We start from the raw sequence: 14,710 nt of genomic DNA, 5'->3' as shown, positions 1-14,710 counted from the left end.
TCCCGAGGTCGTCCGGCGGATGCCGTATGCCCTCCCGCGACGCGCGGACCGCGCCGGAACCGGGATCTCCGGAGGGGATCCCGGCGGGCGGGACCGGGGACCGGCGGCGCGCGCCGGTCCGTCCGGGATCGGATTCGTAGGGCCGAAGGCATTGAGTTGGCGGAGCAATGTGGTTTACAGTTCAAACTACGAGTTTGAAACACAAACCGATTTGGACCGCCAAGGAGAAGGCCGTGGACGACGAGCGGGAGCTGAGCCCGGAGGAGACGCTCCGGCTGATCGAGCAGCAGGGCTCCGCGGCGCACGAGCAGTTCGTCCCCGACCCGGTCCCGCACTACCTGGCATGGGGCGTCGCCTGGCTGATCGGGTTCGGTGCGATCTTCCTCCGCCAGGGGCTGTCCGGCACACCGTACGTCGCGATCCCGGAGGGCGTGGCGATGGCGCTGCTGTTCGGGCTGATGGCGCTGGCGATGCTGGTCAGCGCGCTCACCATGTGGCAGCTGCGCAGCCCCGTGCGCGGCGCCTCCCAGCAGCGCGGCATGATGTACGGCTTCGCCTGGTCCTTCGCCTTCTTCGCCATGTGGGCCATCGCCGTCCGGGTGGGGGCGCACCTCCCGCCGGCGGAGCTGGGCCTGCTCTGGGGCGGCCTGTCGATGCTGGTGGTCGCCATCCTCTACATGGCGGGCGGGGCCATCTGGCTGGCCCGCCCGATGTTCGTCTTCGGCGCGGTGCTGGCCGTGCTCGACGCGGTGGGCGTGGCCGCCGGGCCCGGCTGGCACGCACTGCTGATGTCGGTGGGCGCCGGAGGCGGATCCGTCCTCGCCGGGCTGCTGCTCCGCCGGCGGGTCCGCCGGTGACCCCCGAGCTCGACCCGGTGATCCACGCCCAGGCCAGGCTCCGGGTGGTCGTCACGCTCAACGCCCTGGGCGAGGGGGACAGCATCACGTTCCCCGGGCTGAAAGACCTGCTCGGCATGACCGCGGGCAACCTCTCGGTGCACCTGGGCAAGCTGGAGGAGGCCGGCTACGTGGAGATCGTCAAGACGCACCGGGGCCGCACCCCGGTCACCTACGTCGCCCTCACCCGCCGGGGCCGCCTCGCCTTCGAGGAGTACACCGCGGCGCTCCGCACCCTTCTGGACACCACCTCGGCGCCGCCGTCCGGCGCCTGACCTCTGTTCGCGATCCGAGAAAGGACGGTCCCGCGATGACGGAACCGATGACGGAACTGAGCACGGAACCGGGCACCGAACCGGGCACCGAACCTGGCACGACGCCGGGAGCGGACACGCAAGCGGACACGCAAGCGGAGTCCGGGCGGTTCCTGGTGCGCGCCGTGGAGGTCACCCGGCGCTACGGGGAGGTGACGGCGCTGGACCGCGTCTCCCTCGGCGTCCGCTCCGGCGAGCTGGTCGGACTGCTCGGGCCCAACGGGGCGGGCAAGTCCACGCTGATCAACCTGTTCTCCGGGCTGCGCCGGCCCACCTCCGGCCGCGTCGAGCTGCTCGGCGGCTCCCCCGCCGATCCGGCACGGCGGCGCGCCATCGGCGTCACGCCGCAGGAGACCGGGCTGCCGGCGACCCTGCGGGTCGGGGAGATCGTGGACTTCGTCGCCGCCCACTACCCGCGCAGCGTCGCGCGGGGCGTCCTGCTGGAGCGGTTCGGCCTGTCCGGGCTGGAGCGGCGCCAGGTCGGCGGGCTCTCGGGCGGGCAGAAGCGGCGGCTCGCGGTGGCGCTGGCCTTCGTCGGCGACCCCCGGCTGGTCTTCCTCGACGAGCCGACCACGGGGCTGGACGTCGAGGCGCGCCGGGCGCTGTGGGACGCCATCCGGGACTTCCACTCCGGCGGCGGCACCGTGGTCCTCACCAGCCACTACCTGGAGGAGGTCGAGGCCCTGGCCGAGCGGGTCGTGGTCATCGGGCGGGGCCGGGTCCTGGCCGACGGCACCACCGATCAGGTGCGCGGTATCGCCGGCGTCCGCCGGGTGACCCTGACGGCCGGCGAGCTGCCCGAGCTGCCCGGGCTCCTGAGGACGGAGCGCGAGGGCGACCGGACCCACCTGCTCACCTCCGACGCCGACGCGCTGGTGCGCGAACTGGTCCGCGCCGACGTGCCCTTCTCCGGTCTGGAGATCCGCCCCACCTCCCTGGAGGAGGCGTTCCTGACCATCACCGCCCGCGCCTCCGAGGCGGCCTGACCCGCCTCCCCCGGCCGTCCCCCTTCTCCGAGAGAGGCCCCATGTCACTCCTTCTCACCCATACCCGGTACCAGTTCATGGAGACCGTCCGGGTACCGATCGCGCTGATCGGCAACGGCTTCTTCCCCGCCGCCTCGATGCTCTTCTTCGTGGTCCCCTTCACCGGGGACGACTCCGTCGGGGCGACGCTGGCCACCGCGTCGATGATGACCTTCGCGGTGATGACCGGCGGCCTGTTCACCCACGGCACGGGCGTCTCCTCCGACCGGGAGCAGCCCTGGGACCCCTATGTCCGCACCCTGCCCGCCGGGCCCTGGCCCCGGCTCGGCGGCCGGATCCTCAACGCGCTGCTCTTCACCCTCATCGGGGTGCTGCCGGTGTTCGCCATCTCCGCGCTGTTCACCGAGGCCACCGTGACCCCGGGCCGGCTGGCGCTCGGGCTGGGCGCCCTGGTGGTCGCCTCGGCCCCGTTCCAGCTGCTCGGCCTCTTCATCGGGTACGCGCTGCCGTTCAAGGGGGCGCTGGCGGTGGTGCAGCTGATCTTCCTGCCCATGGCGGTGGGCGGCGGCCTGCTGACCAACCCGGTGAACGCCCCCGCCTTCATCGACGCGATCGCACCCTTCCTGCCCACCCGGGGCGCGGTCGAGCTGGTCTGGGCGGCGATCGGCCACGGCTCCCCCCGGCCGCTGACGATGGCCATGTTCGCCGTCTGGACCATCGCCGCCGGAGTACTGGCGGTCTGGGCCTACCGCCGCGACGAGGGCCGCCGCTTCTCCTGAGGAGGTCTCCGCGGCGGGCTCGGGCGGACTCAGGCCGGACTCAGGCCGGGCTCGGGCGGACTCAGGCCGGACTCAGGCCGGGCTCGGCCGGACTCAGGCCGGGCCCGGGCGGGCCGGCCCGTCCTGGCGGTCCCGCGCCCGGAACGCCGCCGCCTTGGCCCGGTTGCCGCAGCCGCGCATGTCGCACCAGCGGCGGGAGCGCCGGTGCGAGGAGTCGACGTAGAGGCGGGTGCAGGGGGACGCCTCGCACTCGCGGATCAACGCGGCGCGCGGGCCGCCGAGCAGTTCGACGGCGGCCCGCGCCACGGCGGCCAGCGCGGCCCGCAGATCACCGGTCCGCTCCAGCCCGCCGTCGTCGCGCAGTCTGACGCCGGCCGGCGCCCGCTCGGCGGCGCGGTTGAGCAGCTCGCGGTCGGCCGCGCCGAGCGGGGAGCCGCCGCGGACGGCGGACGCCAGCCGGTAGATCGCCTCGCGCACCGCCACCGCCCAGGTCAGGTCCTCGCCGCTCACGGCGGGCGCGGTGTCGAGGAGCCCCGCGGCGACCGTCCACCGGGCGAGATCCGTCGGCGTCGCCAGCAGGTCGACGCGGCCGGTCCGGCGCCGGCCCACCGTCCCGGCCAGGTCGAGGCCGAGGTTCCCACTCACGAAGGTGAACTCCACGCCTCCATCGTAACCGCATTGACAGGTTATTTTGAAGGCTGCCAGAGTGAGTAACCCCTTATTGCGGTTACTTCACAGGAGGAAGCCCATGGCGTTCCCCGCCTCCACCGGCGCGCCGGCCGCATCCACCCGTCCCCCACGGCGGTACGGCCCCCGCCACCGCTGGACCGTCCTCGCCGTGGGCGTGGCCGCACAGGCGAGTTTCTCGGCGATGTTCTCCGGCATCCCGGTCACCGGGATCACGATGCGCGCCGGTTACGGGCTGTCCACCGGCGCGCTCGGCCTGGTGCTGGGCTGCCTCGGGCTGGGCGTGGCGGTGTCCGACATCGCGTGGGGGCTGCTGACCGACCGGTTCGGCGACCGGCGGATCCTGCTCACCGGCCTGCTCTCCACCGGCGGGCTGCTGGCGCTGATGGCCGCGGCCGTCACGCCCGGCGACGGGGTCGGCGTGCCCGCGCTGGCCGCCTGCATGCTGGCCGCCGGAGCACTGGGCGGCAGCGTCAACGCCTCCTCCGGCCGGGCGGTCATGACCTGGTTCACCGACGGGAGCCGGGGCTTCGCCATGAGCATCCGCCAGACCGCCATCCCGGCGGGCGGCGCCGTCGGGGTCGCCCTGCTGCCGTGGCTGGCCGCGGCGTACGGTTTCCGTGCGGTCTACGCGGTTCCGGCCGCGTTCTGCCTGCTGTCCGCCGCGGCGGCCTGGCGCTGGCTGCACGAGCCGGACCTGCCGCCCGTGCCCGCGGGCGCGGCGGACCGGTCCGCCGCGGCGGGACGCTCGCCCCTGCGCCGCTGGGACGTCTGGCGGCTGGCCCTGGCCAGCGGCCTGCTCACCGTCCCGCAGTTCGCCGTGCTCTCCTTCACCGCCATCTTCCTCCACGACGCCAAGGGCGCCGGCGTGGCGCTGGCCAGCCTGACCGTCCTGGTCGCCCAGCTCGGAGGCGGTGCGGCGCGCATCTGGACCGGCAGGCTCAGCGACCGGCGCGGCGACCGCCGCACCCTCATCCGCGGCATCGGGATGCTCACCGCGGTGGCCATGGCCGGCGCGGCCGTCCTCACCCACGCCCCCACCCCGCTGACCGTCGCCGCCCTGGCCCTCGGCGGCCTGCTGGCCAACGCCTGGCACGGCGTCGCCTACACCGAGATCGCCGCCATGGCGGGCGCGGACCGGGCGGGGACGGCCCTCGGCCTGGAGGGCACCACGGTCTTCGCCGCCGCGTTCTTCACCCCGCTCCTCATCCCCGCGGTCCTCGGCGCCGCCTCCTGGCAGGCGGTGTGGGCGCTCGCCGCCGCGGCTCCGCTGCTCGCCGTCCCCCTCGTGCCGTCACGCGTGCCGCCGGGGTCGCGGTGACCCCGGCGGCACGCGCTCCACGCGGTCACTCCCCGGTCTTCTGCACCAGGGTCGCGGTGGCGGTCCGGCTCTGACCGTCGCGGAGGTAGACGAGGGTGACCTCGTCGCCCGGCTTGAGACCGCGCACCACGCCGACCACGGTGTCCCCCTCCTCGACCGGGGTGTCGTCGATCTTCGTGATCACGTCGCCCTGCCGCAGCCCCGCCCGGGCCGCCGGGCCGTCCTCGGCGACCTGGCTGACCAGCGCGCCCGCGGTGCCGCCGGCGGCGTCGGCGAGACCGACGCCCAGGAAGGCGTGGACGACCTTGCCGGTCTCGATGAGCTGGTCGGCGACCTGCCGGGCGGTGTTGATCGGGATGGCGAAGCCGACGCCGATGCTGCCCTCGCCGCCGTTGGTGGCGATGGCGGTGTTGATGCCGACCACCTGCCCGGAGGCGTTGACCAACGCCCCACCGGAGTTGCCGGGATTGATCGCCGCGTCGGTCTGGACGGCGCCGCCGATGGTGGTGGCCTGCGAGGCGCCCTGCTGCCGGCGGCCGCCGCCCCAGCCGGGCGGGAGCTGCTGCTCCTGCTCGCCGCCGACGGTCACCGTCCGGTCGAGCGCGCTGACGATGCCCGCGCTGACCGAGCCGGACAGGCCGAGCGGGCTGCCGATGGCCAGGACGGAGTCGCCCACCTTGAGCCGGTCGCTGTCGCCGAGCGAGGCAGCCGTCAGCCCGGAGACGTCCTCGGCCCGGATGACCGCCAGGTCCGTGGCCGGGTCGGTGCCCACGATCCTGGCCGACGCGGTCCTGCCGTCGCTGAACTTGACGGTCACCTGGCCGTTCTGCCCGGCGGAGCCCACCACGTGGTTGTTGGTCAGGATCAGCCCGTCGGCGGAGAGAACCACGCCCGAGCCCTCCCCGCCGCCGGCGGCCGTCGTGACCTCGATCGAGACGACCGCGGGCTGGACGGCCGCGGCGACGTCGGCGACCGTGGTCACGTCGCCGGCCGCGCTGACCACCGGGGCCGCCGAGGAGACGAGCGCGGGGCGGTCGTCGAGGGCGGTCGCGGCGAAGGCCCCCGCCACTCCGCCGCCCACCGCCATGGCGGCCAGCGCGAGGCCCGCGCCGAGCTTCTGCATCCCGCTCAGCCGGCCCCGCTGGGCGGGCACCGGGACGGGCCCCGCGACCGGTGCCGCGGCGGGCGCGGAGGACGGTGCCGGGATGCCGGACGGCGTCACCGGCGGCGCGGGCGGTCCGGCGGGCGAGCCGGACGGCGCGCCGAGGGGCGGCGCCGGCGGCACGGCGGTCCGTTCCCGTCCGGCGGCCTCAGCGGTCCCGGCCGTCTCGGCCGCCCCGGTGGCGCGACCGCCCGGGAACCCCCCGGCCCGAGGCGGCTCGGCACCGAACTGGCTCCAGCCGCCGTCACCGGAGGCCGCCTCGATCGGGGTGGTGTCCTGCTCGTTCTTCCTGTCGTCCATCTCGTTCATCCCCCAGTTCCCGCGTCCCTCCGTGGACACCACGGCGACGACCGGTCCTCACCGGTGTCCATATCCTGCGAGAGGGGAGGTAAGAGCTGGTTAAGGGGGCGATCGAGATGATCCGCCCCTCCTGACGGCCGCTTTATCAGCCGTGGTCAGAGGACCCGGTGGAGACCGTACAAGAGAGGAAAAATCATGGTTTGGCAGGCCAGTACTCGTCGCGGAGGACCCGCTTGTAGAGCTTGCCCGTGGCGTGGCGGGGAAGCTCCTGGCGGAAGTCGACCGACTTCGGGCACTTGTACGGCGCCAGCCGTTCGCGGCAGTAGGCGATCAGCTCGGCCTCCAGCCCCGGCCCGGCCAGGTCCATCGAGGCCGGCTCGACGACGGCCTTGACCTGCTCGCCCATCTCCTCGTCCGGGACGCCGAAGACCGCCACGTCGGCGACCTCGGGGTGGAGCGCGAGCACGTTCTCCGCCTCCTGCGGGTAGATGTTCACCCCGCCGGAGATGATCATGTAGGAGCGCCGGTCCGTCAGGTAGAGGAAGCCCTCCTCGTCCAGGTAGCCGATGTCGCCGAGGGTCGTCCAGCCCCGCCCCTTGGGGTCCCTGGACGCCCGCGTCCTGTCCTCGTCGCCGTGGTAGACGAACTGCGGCCCCTTGTCGAAGTAGACCGTGCCGTGCTCGCCCGGCGGCAGCTCCTCGCCGTCCTCGTCGCAGATGTGCACCACGCCGAGGAGCGCCCGGCCAACGGTGCCCTTGTGCTTGAGCCAGTCCTCGGGGCCGGCGTAGAGGAAGCCGTTGCCCTCGGTGCCCGCGTAGTACTCGTGCACGATCGGGCCCCACCAGTCGATCATCCGCTCCTTGACCGGGACCGGGCAGGGCGCCGCGGCGTGGATCGCGCACGCCAGCGACGACAGGTCGTACCGCGCGCGGGTCTCCTCGGGGAGCTTGAGCATCTTGATGAACATGGTCGGCACCCACTGCGCGTGCGTGACCCGGTGCCTCTCGATGAGCGCGAGCGCCTGCTCGGGGTCGAACCGCTCCATCACCACGATGGTCGCGCCGAGGCGCTGGAAGCTCATGCAGTAGCGCAGGGGGGCGGCGTGGTAGAGCGGCGCCGGGGAGAGGTAGACGCTCTCGGACGAGGGCGCGAAGAGGAACTGGATGAGCTGGAGCAGCGGGCCGGGCTCGTCGAGGGGGGTCGCCGGCAGGGCCGGTTTGACGCCCTTGGGGCGGCCGGTGGTGCCGGAGGAGTAGAGCATGTCCGCGCCCTGGCACTCGTCCGCGACCGGTGTCGGCGGATGGGCCGCGACCGCCTCCTCGTAGGAGGCGAACCCGGGGGCGGTGCCGTCCAGCATGAGCCGGGTCTCGACCCGGGGGGTGGCCTCGGTGATCGAGGTGGCGACGTCGGCGAGGGCGGCGGAGGAGATGAAGACCCGGGCCTCGCAGTTGTCCACGATGTAGGCGAGCTCGCCGGCCGTCAGCCGGGAGCTGATCGCGGTGTAGTAGAGGCCCGAGCGGTGCGCCGCCCAGGCCACCGCCAGGAAGAGCGGGTGGTTCTCCAGCATGAAGGCGATGTGGTCGCCCGGGCGCAGGCCCGAGGCCCGCAACAGCCGGGCCAGGCGATTGGACTCCTCGTCCAGCTCTCGGTAGGTGACGACCCGTCCGGAGCCCGCCATGATCACAGCGGGCTTGTCGGGCGAAACGGCTGCGATGGCTCCCGGATGCATAACCGAACGCTACTCGGTTCGGTGATCCGCGGGAAGTGCCCGCTTACCGCGGAACGCGCCACGGGGCCGCGCCTCCCGAAGGAGGTCGCGGCCCCGTGTCATCGGGTGCTGCGGGATGCCGCCGGACGGCCGGGCGATCAGGCGTGGCTGTAGACGCTCTCCCAGCCGCCGAAGTAGCCCCTGGGTCCGCCGTGGTCGCCGCGGCTCACCTTGACGGAGATCTCCTGCGCTCCCTCACCGCTGAAGGAGTAGAACTTCGCGGGCTTGCCGCAGTTCTTGAAGCTCTTGAAGGAGGTCGAGCCGTCGAAACCGTGGACCTTGAAGGTCGCCCACGAGCAGCGGTACTTCGGGTGTCCCCACCACTTGTGGTTGGTGAGTTTTCCGTGAACGGTGTAGTCGTACTCGTGGACCCACTTGCCGACCCACTTCTTGTGCCAGGTCTTGATCCACGCGCACTTCTTGTGGCCGTCCTTCCACCAGCACTTCTTGACGACCTTGGGATACTTCTTCCAGTAGCCCTGCTTCTTCGACTCCTTGGTGACCGTGACCTTGCCCGCGGCCACGGCCTTGTGGTTGGCGGAGGCGTAGGGGCCCCAGTGGCCGGAGAAGTACGGCGAGGCGGAGTGGCCGCCGGCCCCGCCGGGGCCGGTGGCGGCGTTCTCGATGGGGTCGGCGCTGGCCGCGACGGGGGCGCCCAGGGCCAGGAGGGCGGCCGCGCCGGTGCCGACGAGGATACGGGTGGCGAATCGCATCTGAGGGAACCTCTCGGGAATGAGGATTTTCTGACGCTCCCGTTGTACGTCCCGGCGATTGCCGCCCGCTTACAGCCCGCTTGAACGGCGAGGTCGGACCGGAAATCCGATAAGCGCTTTTTCCCGATCGCGCGTGAAGCGCCGTGAAAGGATCACCGGTCCGGCCCCGCCGATTCTCAGCCCGCGGTCACCGAAATGACGGAGCCGCTGTAGGTCCGCTCGATGAACTGCTTCACCTCGGTCCCCGAGAGCAGCTTGGCGAGCTTGACCACGCGCGGGTCCTGCTCGTGCCCGGCGGCCACGACCAGGCCGTTGGCGTAGGGGTTGCCCTCGGCCTTCTCCAGCACCAGCGCGTCGGAGGCGGGCTTGAGGTCGGCCTCCAGCGCGTAGTTGCCGTTGATGACGGCCGCGTCCACGTCCTCCAGGGAGCGGGGCAGCTGCGCGGCCTCCAGCGGCTGGAACTTCAGGTTCTTCGGGTTGCCGGTGACGTCGCGCTCGGTGGCGGCGGTGCCGACGCCCTCCTTCAGGGTGACCACGCCGTTGTCGGCCAGCAGCTTCAGGGAGCGGCCCAGGTTGGTGGCGTCGTTGGGCACCGCGACGGTCGCGCCGTCGGCGAGCTCGGTCACGGCCTTGATCTTCTTGGAGTACAGCCCCAGCGGCTCCAGGTGCACGTCCTGGACGTAGGTCAGCTTGGTGCCCTTGGAGGCGTTGAAGTCGTCGAGGTAGGGCCGGTGCTGGAAGAAGTTGGCGCCGAGCTCGCCGTCCTGGAGCTGCACGTTCGGCTGCACGTAGTCGGTGAACTCGACGATCTCCAGGTTCAGGCCCTCCTTGGCGGCCAGCTCGTCCTTGACGAACTTCAGGATCTGCCCGTGCGGGACCGGGCTGACGCCGACCTTGAGCACCTCGCCCGCGGCGGGCGCGGAGGCCGCCGCGGTCTCCCCCGCGGTGCCGGACTCCGTGGAGCCGCAGGCGCCCAGGGTGAGGACGAGGGCGGTCGCGGCGGACGCGATGGCGAACAATCTGCGCACTGTGCGCTCCTTCGGTGAGTAAAAACCCTATTTGTAGATAGGAAAACCCAGAATATCGCTCGTGGCGGACCACCTGGGCGGCGGCGGGGGTTCAGCGGCGGGCGAGGCGGCGGGCGACGGCGTCGCCCAGGGTCTGCACCACCTGGACGATGACGACCAGCACCACGACCGTGACCACCATGAGCGTGGTCTCGAAGCGCTGGTAGCCGTACCGGATGGCCAGGTCGCCGAGTCCGCCGCCGCCGATCGCCCCGGCCATGGCCGAGTAGGAGATCAGCGCGACCACCGTCACGGTCAGCCCCGCCACCAGGCCGGGCATCGCCTCGGGGAGCAGGACCTTGCCGATGATGGTCCCGCGCCCGGCGCCCATGGCCTGGGCCGCCTGCACGGTGTCCCGGCCGACCTCGCGCAGCGCGGTCTCCACCAGCCTGGCGAAGAACGGCGCGGCGCCCAGGGTCAGCGGGACGACCGCGGCGAACGTGCCGATGGTGGTGCCCACGATGAGCCGGGTCAGCGGGATCACCGCGATCATCAGGACGATGAAGGGCAGCGACCGGCCGAGGTTGACCACCAGGCCGAGCACCCGGTTCAGCGTCGGGGAGGGCAGCAGCCCGCCCCGGTCGGTGACGATCAGCGCGATGCCGAGCGGCAGCCCGAACAGCACGGTGAACAGCGTGGACCAGACGACCATCTGGGCGGTCTGCCCGGTGGCCTCCAGCAGCAGGGGACTCATCTCGTCCCAGGTCATGAGAGCTCCTCCGTCAATCCCGTGACCGGCGTGCCCTGCGCACCGGTTCGCGCGTTCCGCCCGCTCATCCGGCCACCTCCACCAGCAGGCCGCGCTCGGTCAGGTAGTCGAGGGCGGCCTGGCGCTCGCCGCCGGTCAGGCGCACCCGCAGGCGACCGGCCGAGACGCCCGCCACCTCCTCCAGCGCCCCGCCGAGGATATTCACGTCGACGTCGAACTTGCGCACGATCTCCGAGACCACCGGCTCGTCGGCCTGCCCGGTGAAGGTGATCGTGACGTTCCCCGCCTCGGGTCGGGGCAGCGGGAACAGCTCCGCGGCGAGCCGGGAGCCGGGCCGCGCGATGAGCTCGGGGATGGCCCCGGACTCCTCGATCAGGCCGTCGCGCATGACCGCCACCGAGTCGCAGATGCCCTTGACGACGTGCATCTCGTGGGTGATCAGCAGGATGGTGAGCCCCAGCTCGCGGTTGAGGGTCCGCAGCAGGGCCAGGATCGATTGCGTGGTCGCCGGGTCGAGCGCCGAGGTGGCCTCGTCCGAGAGCAGCACCGAGGGGTTGCCCGCCAGCGCGCGGGCGATGCCGACGCGCTGCTTCTGCCCGCCGGACAGCTGCGCCGGATGCGCTCCGGCCTTGTCCGTCAGGCCGACCAGCTCCAGCAGCTCGGCGACCCGCCGGGCCCGCTCGGACCGCCCGACGCCCATCACCTCCAGGGGGAAGGCCACGTTCCCGGCGACCGTCCGGGAGGACAGCAGCGCGAAGTGCTGGTGGATCATCCCGATCCGCTGGCGGGCCCGGCGCAGCTCGCCCTCCCGCAGCGCGGTCAGCTCCTGGCCCGCCACGGAGACCGTGCCCTCGGTGGGCCGCTCCAGCAGGTTCACGCAGCGCAGCAGGGTGCTCTTGCCGGCGCCGCTCTGCCCGAGCACGCCGAAGATCTCACCCTCGCGGACGCGCAGGTCGACCCCTCCCAGGGCGACGACCTCGCGTCCCCTGTCCCGGTAGACCTTGCGCAGGCCTGACACATCGATCACAGCGGTTCCCCCAACACGGAACGGATCAGCAGAGAAAGGACGTCGACGGAGTACCGCTAGCGCGTGCCGGGAGGGAAGGGCAGATGGCTCAGGCGGCGCAGGACGAGGGTGTCCGCGGGGCAGATCATGGGAGGCAGGACCTTCTCGGGAGGAACGGGCTCGGGGTTCCGGCGGGGCGGGCGGCGCGGAGGGGACTCAGCGCATGGAGGGCATACCGCCCATGGCACACGTCCCACAGGACCCGCGCATGCGCCCGCCGCGACACACGACCCGGTCCTGCGGGGTCGTGCCGATGTCGCGTGCCACGTTCACGCCTGCGCAAACGCCCGTCTCCCCGCCCGCATTCCCCCGCCCTCCGTGATCCGCGTCACAGATCACCCGGGGCCGCGCGGACCGGTCACCGCGGAGGGCGCGGCGGGACCCGGGCGGGGTCCACCAGGCCCTCCTCGTGGGCGAGGATCGCCGCCTGGACGCGGTTCTCCAGCCCCAGCCGGGTGAGGATGCGGTTCATCCGGCTCTTCACCCCCGCCTCCGACAACCCGAGGCTCCTGGCGATCCGCGTGTTGGACAGGCCCCGGGCGACCAGGACCAGGACCTCCAGCTCCCGGGCGGTGAGCCCCCCGAGCCTCCCGGTCCCCTCCCTCTCCGTCCCCGTCCCCGTCCCCGTCCCCGTCTCCTCCCCCGGCCCCCTCTCCGGCCCCGGCCGCGGCGGCCCGGCGAGCAGCGCGGGGGGAAGCGCCGCGACGGCTCCGATGAGCCGCCGGGTGACGGTCGGCGCGAGCGCGGACTCGCCCGCGGCGACCACCCGGACGGCCTCGGCGAGCCGGTCGGGGGAGATGTCCTTCAGGACGAAGCCCGTGGCGCCCGCCCGCAGCGCGGCGTGGACGTACTCGTCGAGGTCGAACGTGGTGAGCATCAGCACCCGGGGGCGCGGGTCCGCGTGCGGCCAGTCGCCGAGGATGCGGCCGGTCGCCTCGACGCCCGTCAGGCCGGGCATGCGCACGTCCATCAGCACCACGTCGGGCCGGAGCGCGAAGGCCGCCGCCACCGCCTCCTCCCCGTCGGCGGCCTCCCCCGCGACCACCAGGTCGGCGCGCCGCCCGATCACCAGGCGCAGGGCGGACCTGACCAGCTCCTGGTCGTCGGCGACGAGCACCCGCACGGGCCTCACCCCGCACCTCCCGCGCCCCGGCCGCCCCCGCGCGCGGCACCCGCCCCGGAACCGAAGGCGACCGTACCGCCAGGGCGCGCGGCACCCGCCCCAGAGCCGAAGGCGACGGTACCGCCAGGGCGCGCGGCACCCGCCCCAGAGCCGAAGGCGACGGTACCGCCAGGGCGCGCGGCACCCGCCCCAGAGCCGGGGGCGGCCGGTTCCGGGAACCGGAAGACGGCCTCCACCCGCCACCCGCCGTCCCGGGGGCCGGCCCGCAGGACGCCGTCGAACAGCGCGACCCGTTCACGCATGCCGACCAGGCCGAGCCCGGAACCGGGCGCCGGGACGTGGGCGGGCGCAGGCGGACCGTTGCCGACGAGGACGGTCAGCCGCCCCTCCTCCCGCCTCAGCGCGATGTCCACCTCCGTGGCGCCCGCGTGCCGCAGGACGTTGGTGAGCGCCTCCTGCACGACGCGGTAGGCCGACACCTGCACCGCGAGCGGAACCCCGGCCACCGGATCCGCGCCGCTCCCGCCGTCCCCGCCGCCCGTGTCACGCGTGTCGATCTCGACCCGGCACCCGGCGGCGCGGGCGGTGGCGGCGAGGCGGTCCAGGTGGCGCAAGGACGGCTCCGGCCCCGGGTCCCGCCCGTCCCGGTCGTCGGTGAGCAGTCCCAGCAGGCGCCGCATCTCGGCGAGCGCGGTGTCGGCGGCCTCGCCGATCCCGGCCATCCCCGGGCCCGCCCGGCGGGGATCGTCGGCCAGCGCCTCGGCGGTGGCGCGCGCCTGCAGGGCTATCGCGCTGACGTGGTGGGCGACCAGGTCGTGCAGGTCACGGGCGATGCGGGCGCGCTCGGCCGTGACCGCGCGCCGGGCGCCGGCCTCCTGTTCGGCGCGGAGCCGGTCGGCCAGGTCCCGCAGGCGCGCCGCGTCGGCGTGGATGCGGCGCTGGGAGGCGCCCAGCAGCCAGGCGCCCGCCGCCGCCGCGGTGACCAGGAGCGCCTCGACGGGGCCGAGGACCGACTCCCGCGGCACCGGCAGGCTCAGCCACGGCCCGGCGACCTCGGGGAGCAGCAGCGCGGCCGCCGCGACGCCGGCCGCCGCCGCGCTCCCCGGCGGGCGCGCGTACCGGCCGACGGCGTAGACCGCGCACAGGACGTACAGCCCGTCGTGGAAGGCGACCAGCGGATCGGTCAGCTCGTAGACCGGATAGGCGGCGCCGACCGCGGCCATGACCGGCCACGGGCGGGACCGGCGCCACAGCAGCGGTACGGCCTGCGCGAGCAGCAGCCCGATCAGGACGAGGGCGTGGACCGGGTCCGCGGGGAACGCCTCGCCGAGCCGGAGCAGCAGCGCCGCCGCGGTCAGCCCGCAGGCCAGTCCCGCGTCGGCGAGCCGGGGCCGCCGTTGCGGGCACCGTTCCAGGCACCGCCGCAGCGTACCGGCCGGTCCGGTGGTGCGTGTGTTCATCGACTCTTCCCGGGTGCGGGGCCCGCCGTAGAGGGTGGGGACCCGCCGTACAGAGCGGGGACCCGCCGTACAGAGCGGGGACCCGCCGTACAGAGTGAGGACCCGCCGTACAGAGTGGGGACCCGCCGTAGAAGGGGGAGGACCGGCGCCGGGGCCGGGCCGGACCCGTCTCCGACACGCCGTCGCCGGTCTCGCCGAGGCCGGGGCACCGTTCCGCGAACCAGGGTAGAGGTCCGGGCCCGCGACCGGAACGCATCGAAAGTTGCCCCGTGCCCCGGCCGTCTCCTCCGGCGGGCCGAGGCCGTTGCGGGCTTTCGGCCGATCCCTTCGGCGACCGGCCTTTCCTAGGGTCGGTCCGT

At 73.6% G+C, this 14,710-nt stretch carries 14 protein-coding genes; 5 read left to right on the top strand and 9 right to left on the bottom strand.

Features of this window, described 5'->3' with window-relative positions:
* Nucleotides 1–194 precede the first annotated feature (194 nt).
* From HS045_RS26275 to HS045_RS26260, 4 genes are read left to right on the top strand one after another with little or no spacing between them, the layout of a single operon-like run.
* On the top strand, nucleotides 195–857 hold the full coding sequence (locus tag HS045_RS26275) for a hypothetical protein (protein WP_196454145.1): 663 nt from the start codon (nucleotides 195–197) through the stop codon (nucleotides 855–857).
* Nucleotides 854–1,171 (top strand): transcriptional regulator, encoded by a 318-nt coding sequence (locus HS045_RS26270; protein ID WP_196454144.1) that lies wholly within the window; start codon nucleotides 854–856, stop codon nucleotides 1,169–1,171. Before HS045_RS26275 ends, HS045_RS26270 begins: the two co-directional genes overlap by 4 nt.
* A gap of 35 nt (nucleotides 1,172–1,206) precedes the next feature.
* Nucleotides 1,207–2,196, top strand: coding sequence for an ABC transporter ATP-binding protein (locus HS045_RS26265; RefSeq protein WP_230884828.1), 990 nt, complete (start codon nucleotides 1,207–1,209; stop codon nucleotides 2,194–2,196).
* Nucleotides 2,197–2,237: 41 nt separating this feature from the next.
* Nucleotides 2,238–2,975, top strand: coding sequence for an ABC transporter permease (locus tag HS045_RS26260; RefSeq protein WP_196454143.1), 738 nt, complete (start codon nucleotides 2,238–2,240; stop codon nucleotides 2,973–2,975).
* A gap of 93 nt (nucleotides 2,976–3,068) precedes the next feature.
* Here the strand turns inward: HS045_RS26260 and HS045_RS26255 are convergent, their stop codons facing one another.
* A complete protein-coding gene (locus tag HS045_RS26255) occupies nucleotides 3,069–3,635 on the bottom strand; it encodes an ABATE domain-containing protein (RefSeq protein WP_196454142.1) in 567 nt (188 codons plus the stop codon).
* 88 nt (nucleotides 3,636–3,723) lie between these two features.
* On the opposite strand from HS045_RS26255, the gene HS045_RS26250 reads away from it, so the two are divergent.
* On the top strand, nucleotides 3,724–4,983 hold the full coding sequence (locus HS045_RS26250) for an MFS transporter (protein WP_196454141.1): 1,260 nt from the start codon (nucleotides 3,724–3,726) through the stop codon (nucleotides 4,981–4,983).
* A gap of 25 nt (nucleotides 4,984–5,008) precedes the next feature.
* On the opposite strand, the gene HS045_RS26245 is transcribed toward HS045_RS26250, so the two are convergent.
* From HS045_RS26245 to HS045_RS26210, 8 genes are all read right to left on the bottom strand, one after another.
* Nucleotides 5,009–6,454 carry a S1C family serine protease gene (locus HS045_RS26245; protein ID WP_230884827.1) on the bottom strand — a complete coding sequence of 482 codons (1,446 nt, stop codon included), beginning with the start codon at nucleotides 6,452–6,454 and terminating at the stop codon, nucleotides 5,009–5,011.
* 184 nt (nucleotides 6,455–6,638) lie between these two features.
* Nucleotides 6,639–8,174 carry an acyl-CoA synthetase gene (locus HS045_RS26240; RefSeq protein WP_196454140.1) on the bottom strand — a complete coding sequence of 512 codons (1,536 nt, stop codon included), beginning with the start codon at nucleotides 8,172–8,174 and terminating at the stop codon, nucleotides 6,639–6,641.
* A gap of 137 nt (nucleotides 8,175–8,311) precedes the next feature.
* Complete coding sequence (locus HS045_RS26235) at nucleotides 8,312–8,926, bottom strand: hypothetical protein (RefSeq protein ID WP_196454139.1); 615 nt, start codon at nucleotides 8,924–8,926, stop codon at nucleotides 8,312–8,314.
* Nucleotides 8,927–9,102: 176 nt separating this feature from the next.
* The gene (locus HS045_RS26230) at nucleotides 9,103–9,954 is read right to left on the bottom strand and encodes a MetQ/NlpA family ABC transporter substrate-binding protein (protein WP_196454138.1); all 852 of its coding nucleotides are present in this window, start codon (nucleotides 9,952–9,954) and stop codon (nucleotides 9,103–9,105) included.
* Nucleotides 9,955–10,045: 91 nt separating this feature from the next.
* Entirely contained in the window at nucleotides 10,046–10,702 is a 657-nt protein-coding gene (locus HS045_RS26225; protein ID WP_196454137.1) for a methionine ABC transporter permease, read from the bottom strand.
* A gap of 64 nt (nucleotides 10,703–10,766) precedes the next feature.
* Nucleotides 10,767–11,729 (bottom strand): methionine ABC transporter ATP-binding protein, encoded by a 963-nt coding sequence (locus tag HS045_RS26220; protein ID WP_196454136.1) that lies wholly within the window; start codon nucleotides 11,727–11,729, stop codon nucleotides 10,767–10,769.
* 397 nt (nucleotides 11,730–12,126) lie between these two features.
* Nucleotides 12,127–12,900, bottom strand: coding sequence for a response regulator transcription factor (locus HS045_RS26215; RefSeq protein WP_307827727.1), 774 nt, complete (start codon nucleotides 12,898–12,900; stop codon nucleotides 12,127–12,129).
* Nucleotides 12,897–14,351: a sensor histidine kinase gene (locus HS045_RS26210; RefSeq protein WP_196454135.1), complete on the bottom strand. Its 1,455-nt coding sequence runs from the start codon at nucleotides 14,349–14,351 to the stop codon at nucleotides 12,897–12,899. The genes HS045_RS26215 and HS045_RS26210 overlap by 4 nt, the downstream gene beginning before the upstream one ends.
* Nucleotides 14,352–14,710: the final 359 nt, after the last annotated feature.

It is taken from the genome of Planomonospora sp. ID82291 (genome assembly GCF_015711645.1).
Lineage (GTDB): Bacteria > Actinomycetota > Actinomycetes > Streptosporangiales > Streptosporangiaceae > Planomonospora.
Note: the sequence above shows the minus strand (reverse complement) of the source record. Positions and strands in the feature narration are given on the sequence as shown.

Coding starts and splice junctions, on each gene's coding strand:
- HS045_RS26240 (WP_196454140.1), bottom strand. CDS start 8,174: ATGCATCCGGGAGCCATCGCAGCCGTTTCGCCCGACAAGCCCGCTGTG.
- HS045_RS26245 (WP_230884827.1), bottom strand. CDS start 6,454: ATGAACGAGATGGACGACAGGAAGAACGAGCAGGACACCACCCCGATC.
- HS045_RS26225 (WP_196454137.1), bottom strand. CDS start 10,702: ATGACCTGGGACGAGATGAGTCCCCTGCTGCTGGAGGCCACCGGGCAG.
- HS045_RS26260 (WP_196454143.1), top strand. CDS start 2,238: ATGTCACTCCTTCTCACCCATACCCGGTACCAGTTCATGGAGACCGTC.
- HS045_RS26235 (WP_196454139.1), bottom strand. CDS start 8,926: ATGCGATTCGCCACCCGTATCCTCGTCGGCACCGGCGCGGCCGCCCTC.
- HS045_RS26265 (WP_230884828.1), top strand. CDS start 1,207: ATGACGGAACCGATGACGGAACTGAGCACGGAACCGGGCACCGAACCG.
- HS045_RS26210 (WP_196454135.1), bottom strand. CDS start 14,351: ATGAACACACGCACCACCGGACCGGCCGGTACGCTGCGGCGGTGCCTG.
- HS045_RS26250 (WP_196454141.1), top strand. CDS start 3,724: ATGGCGTTCCCCGCCTCCACCGGCGCGCCGGCCGCATCCACCCGTCCC.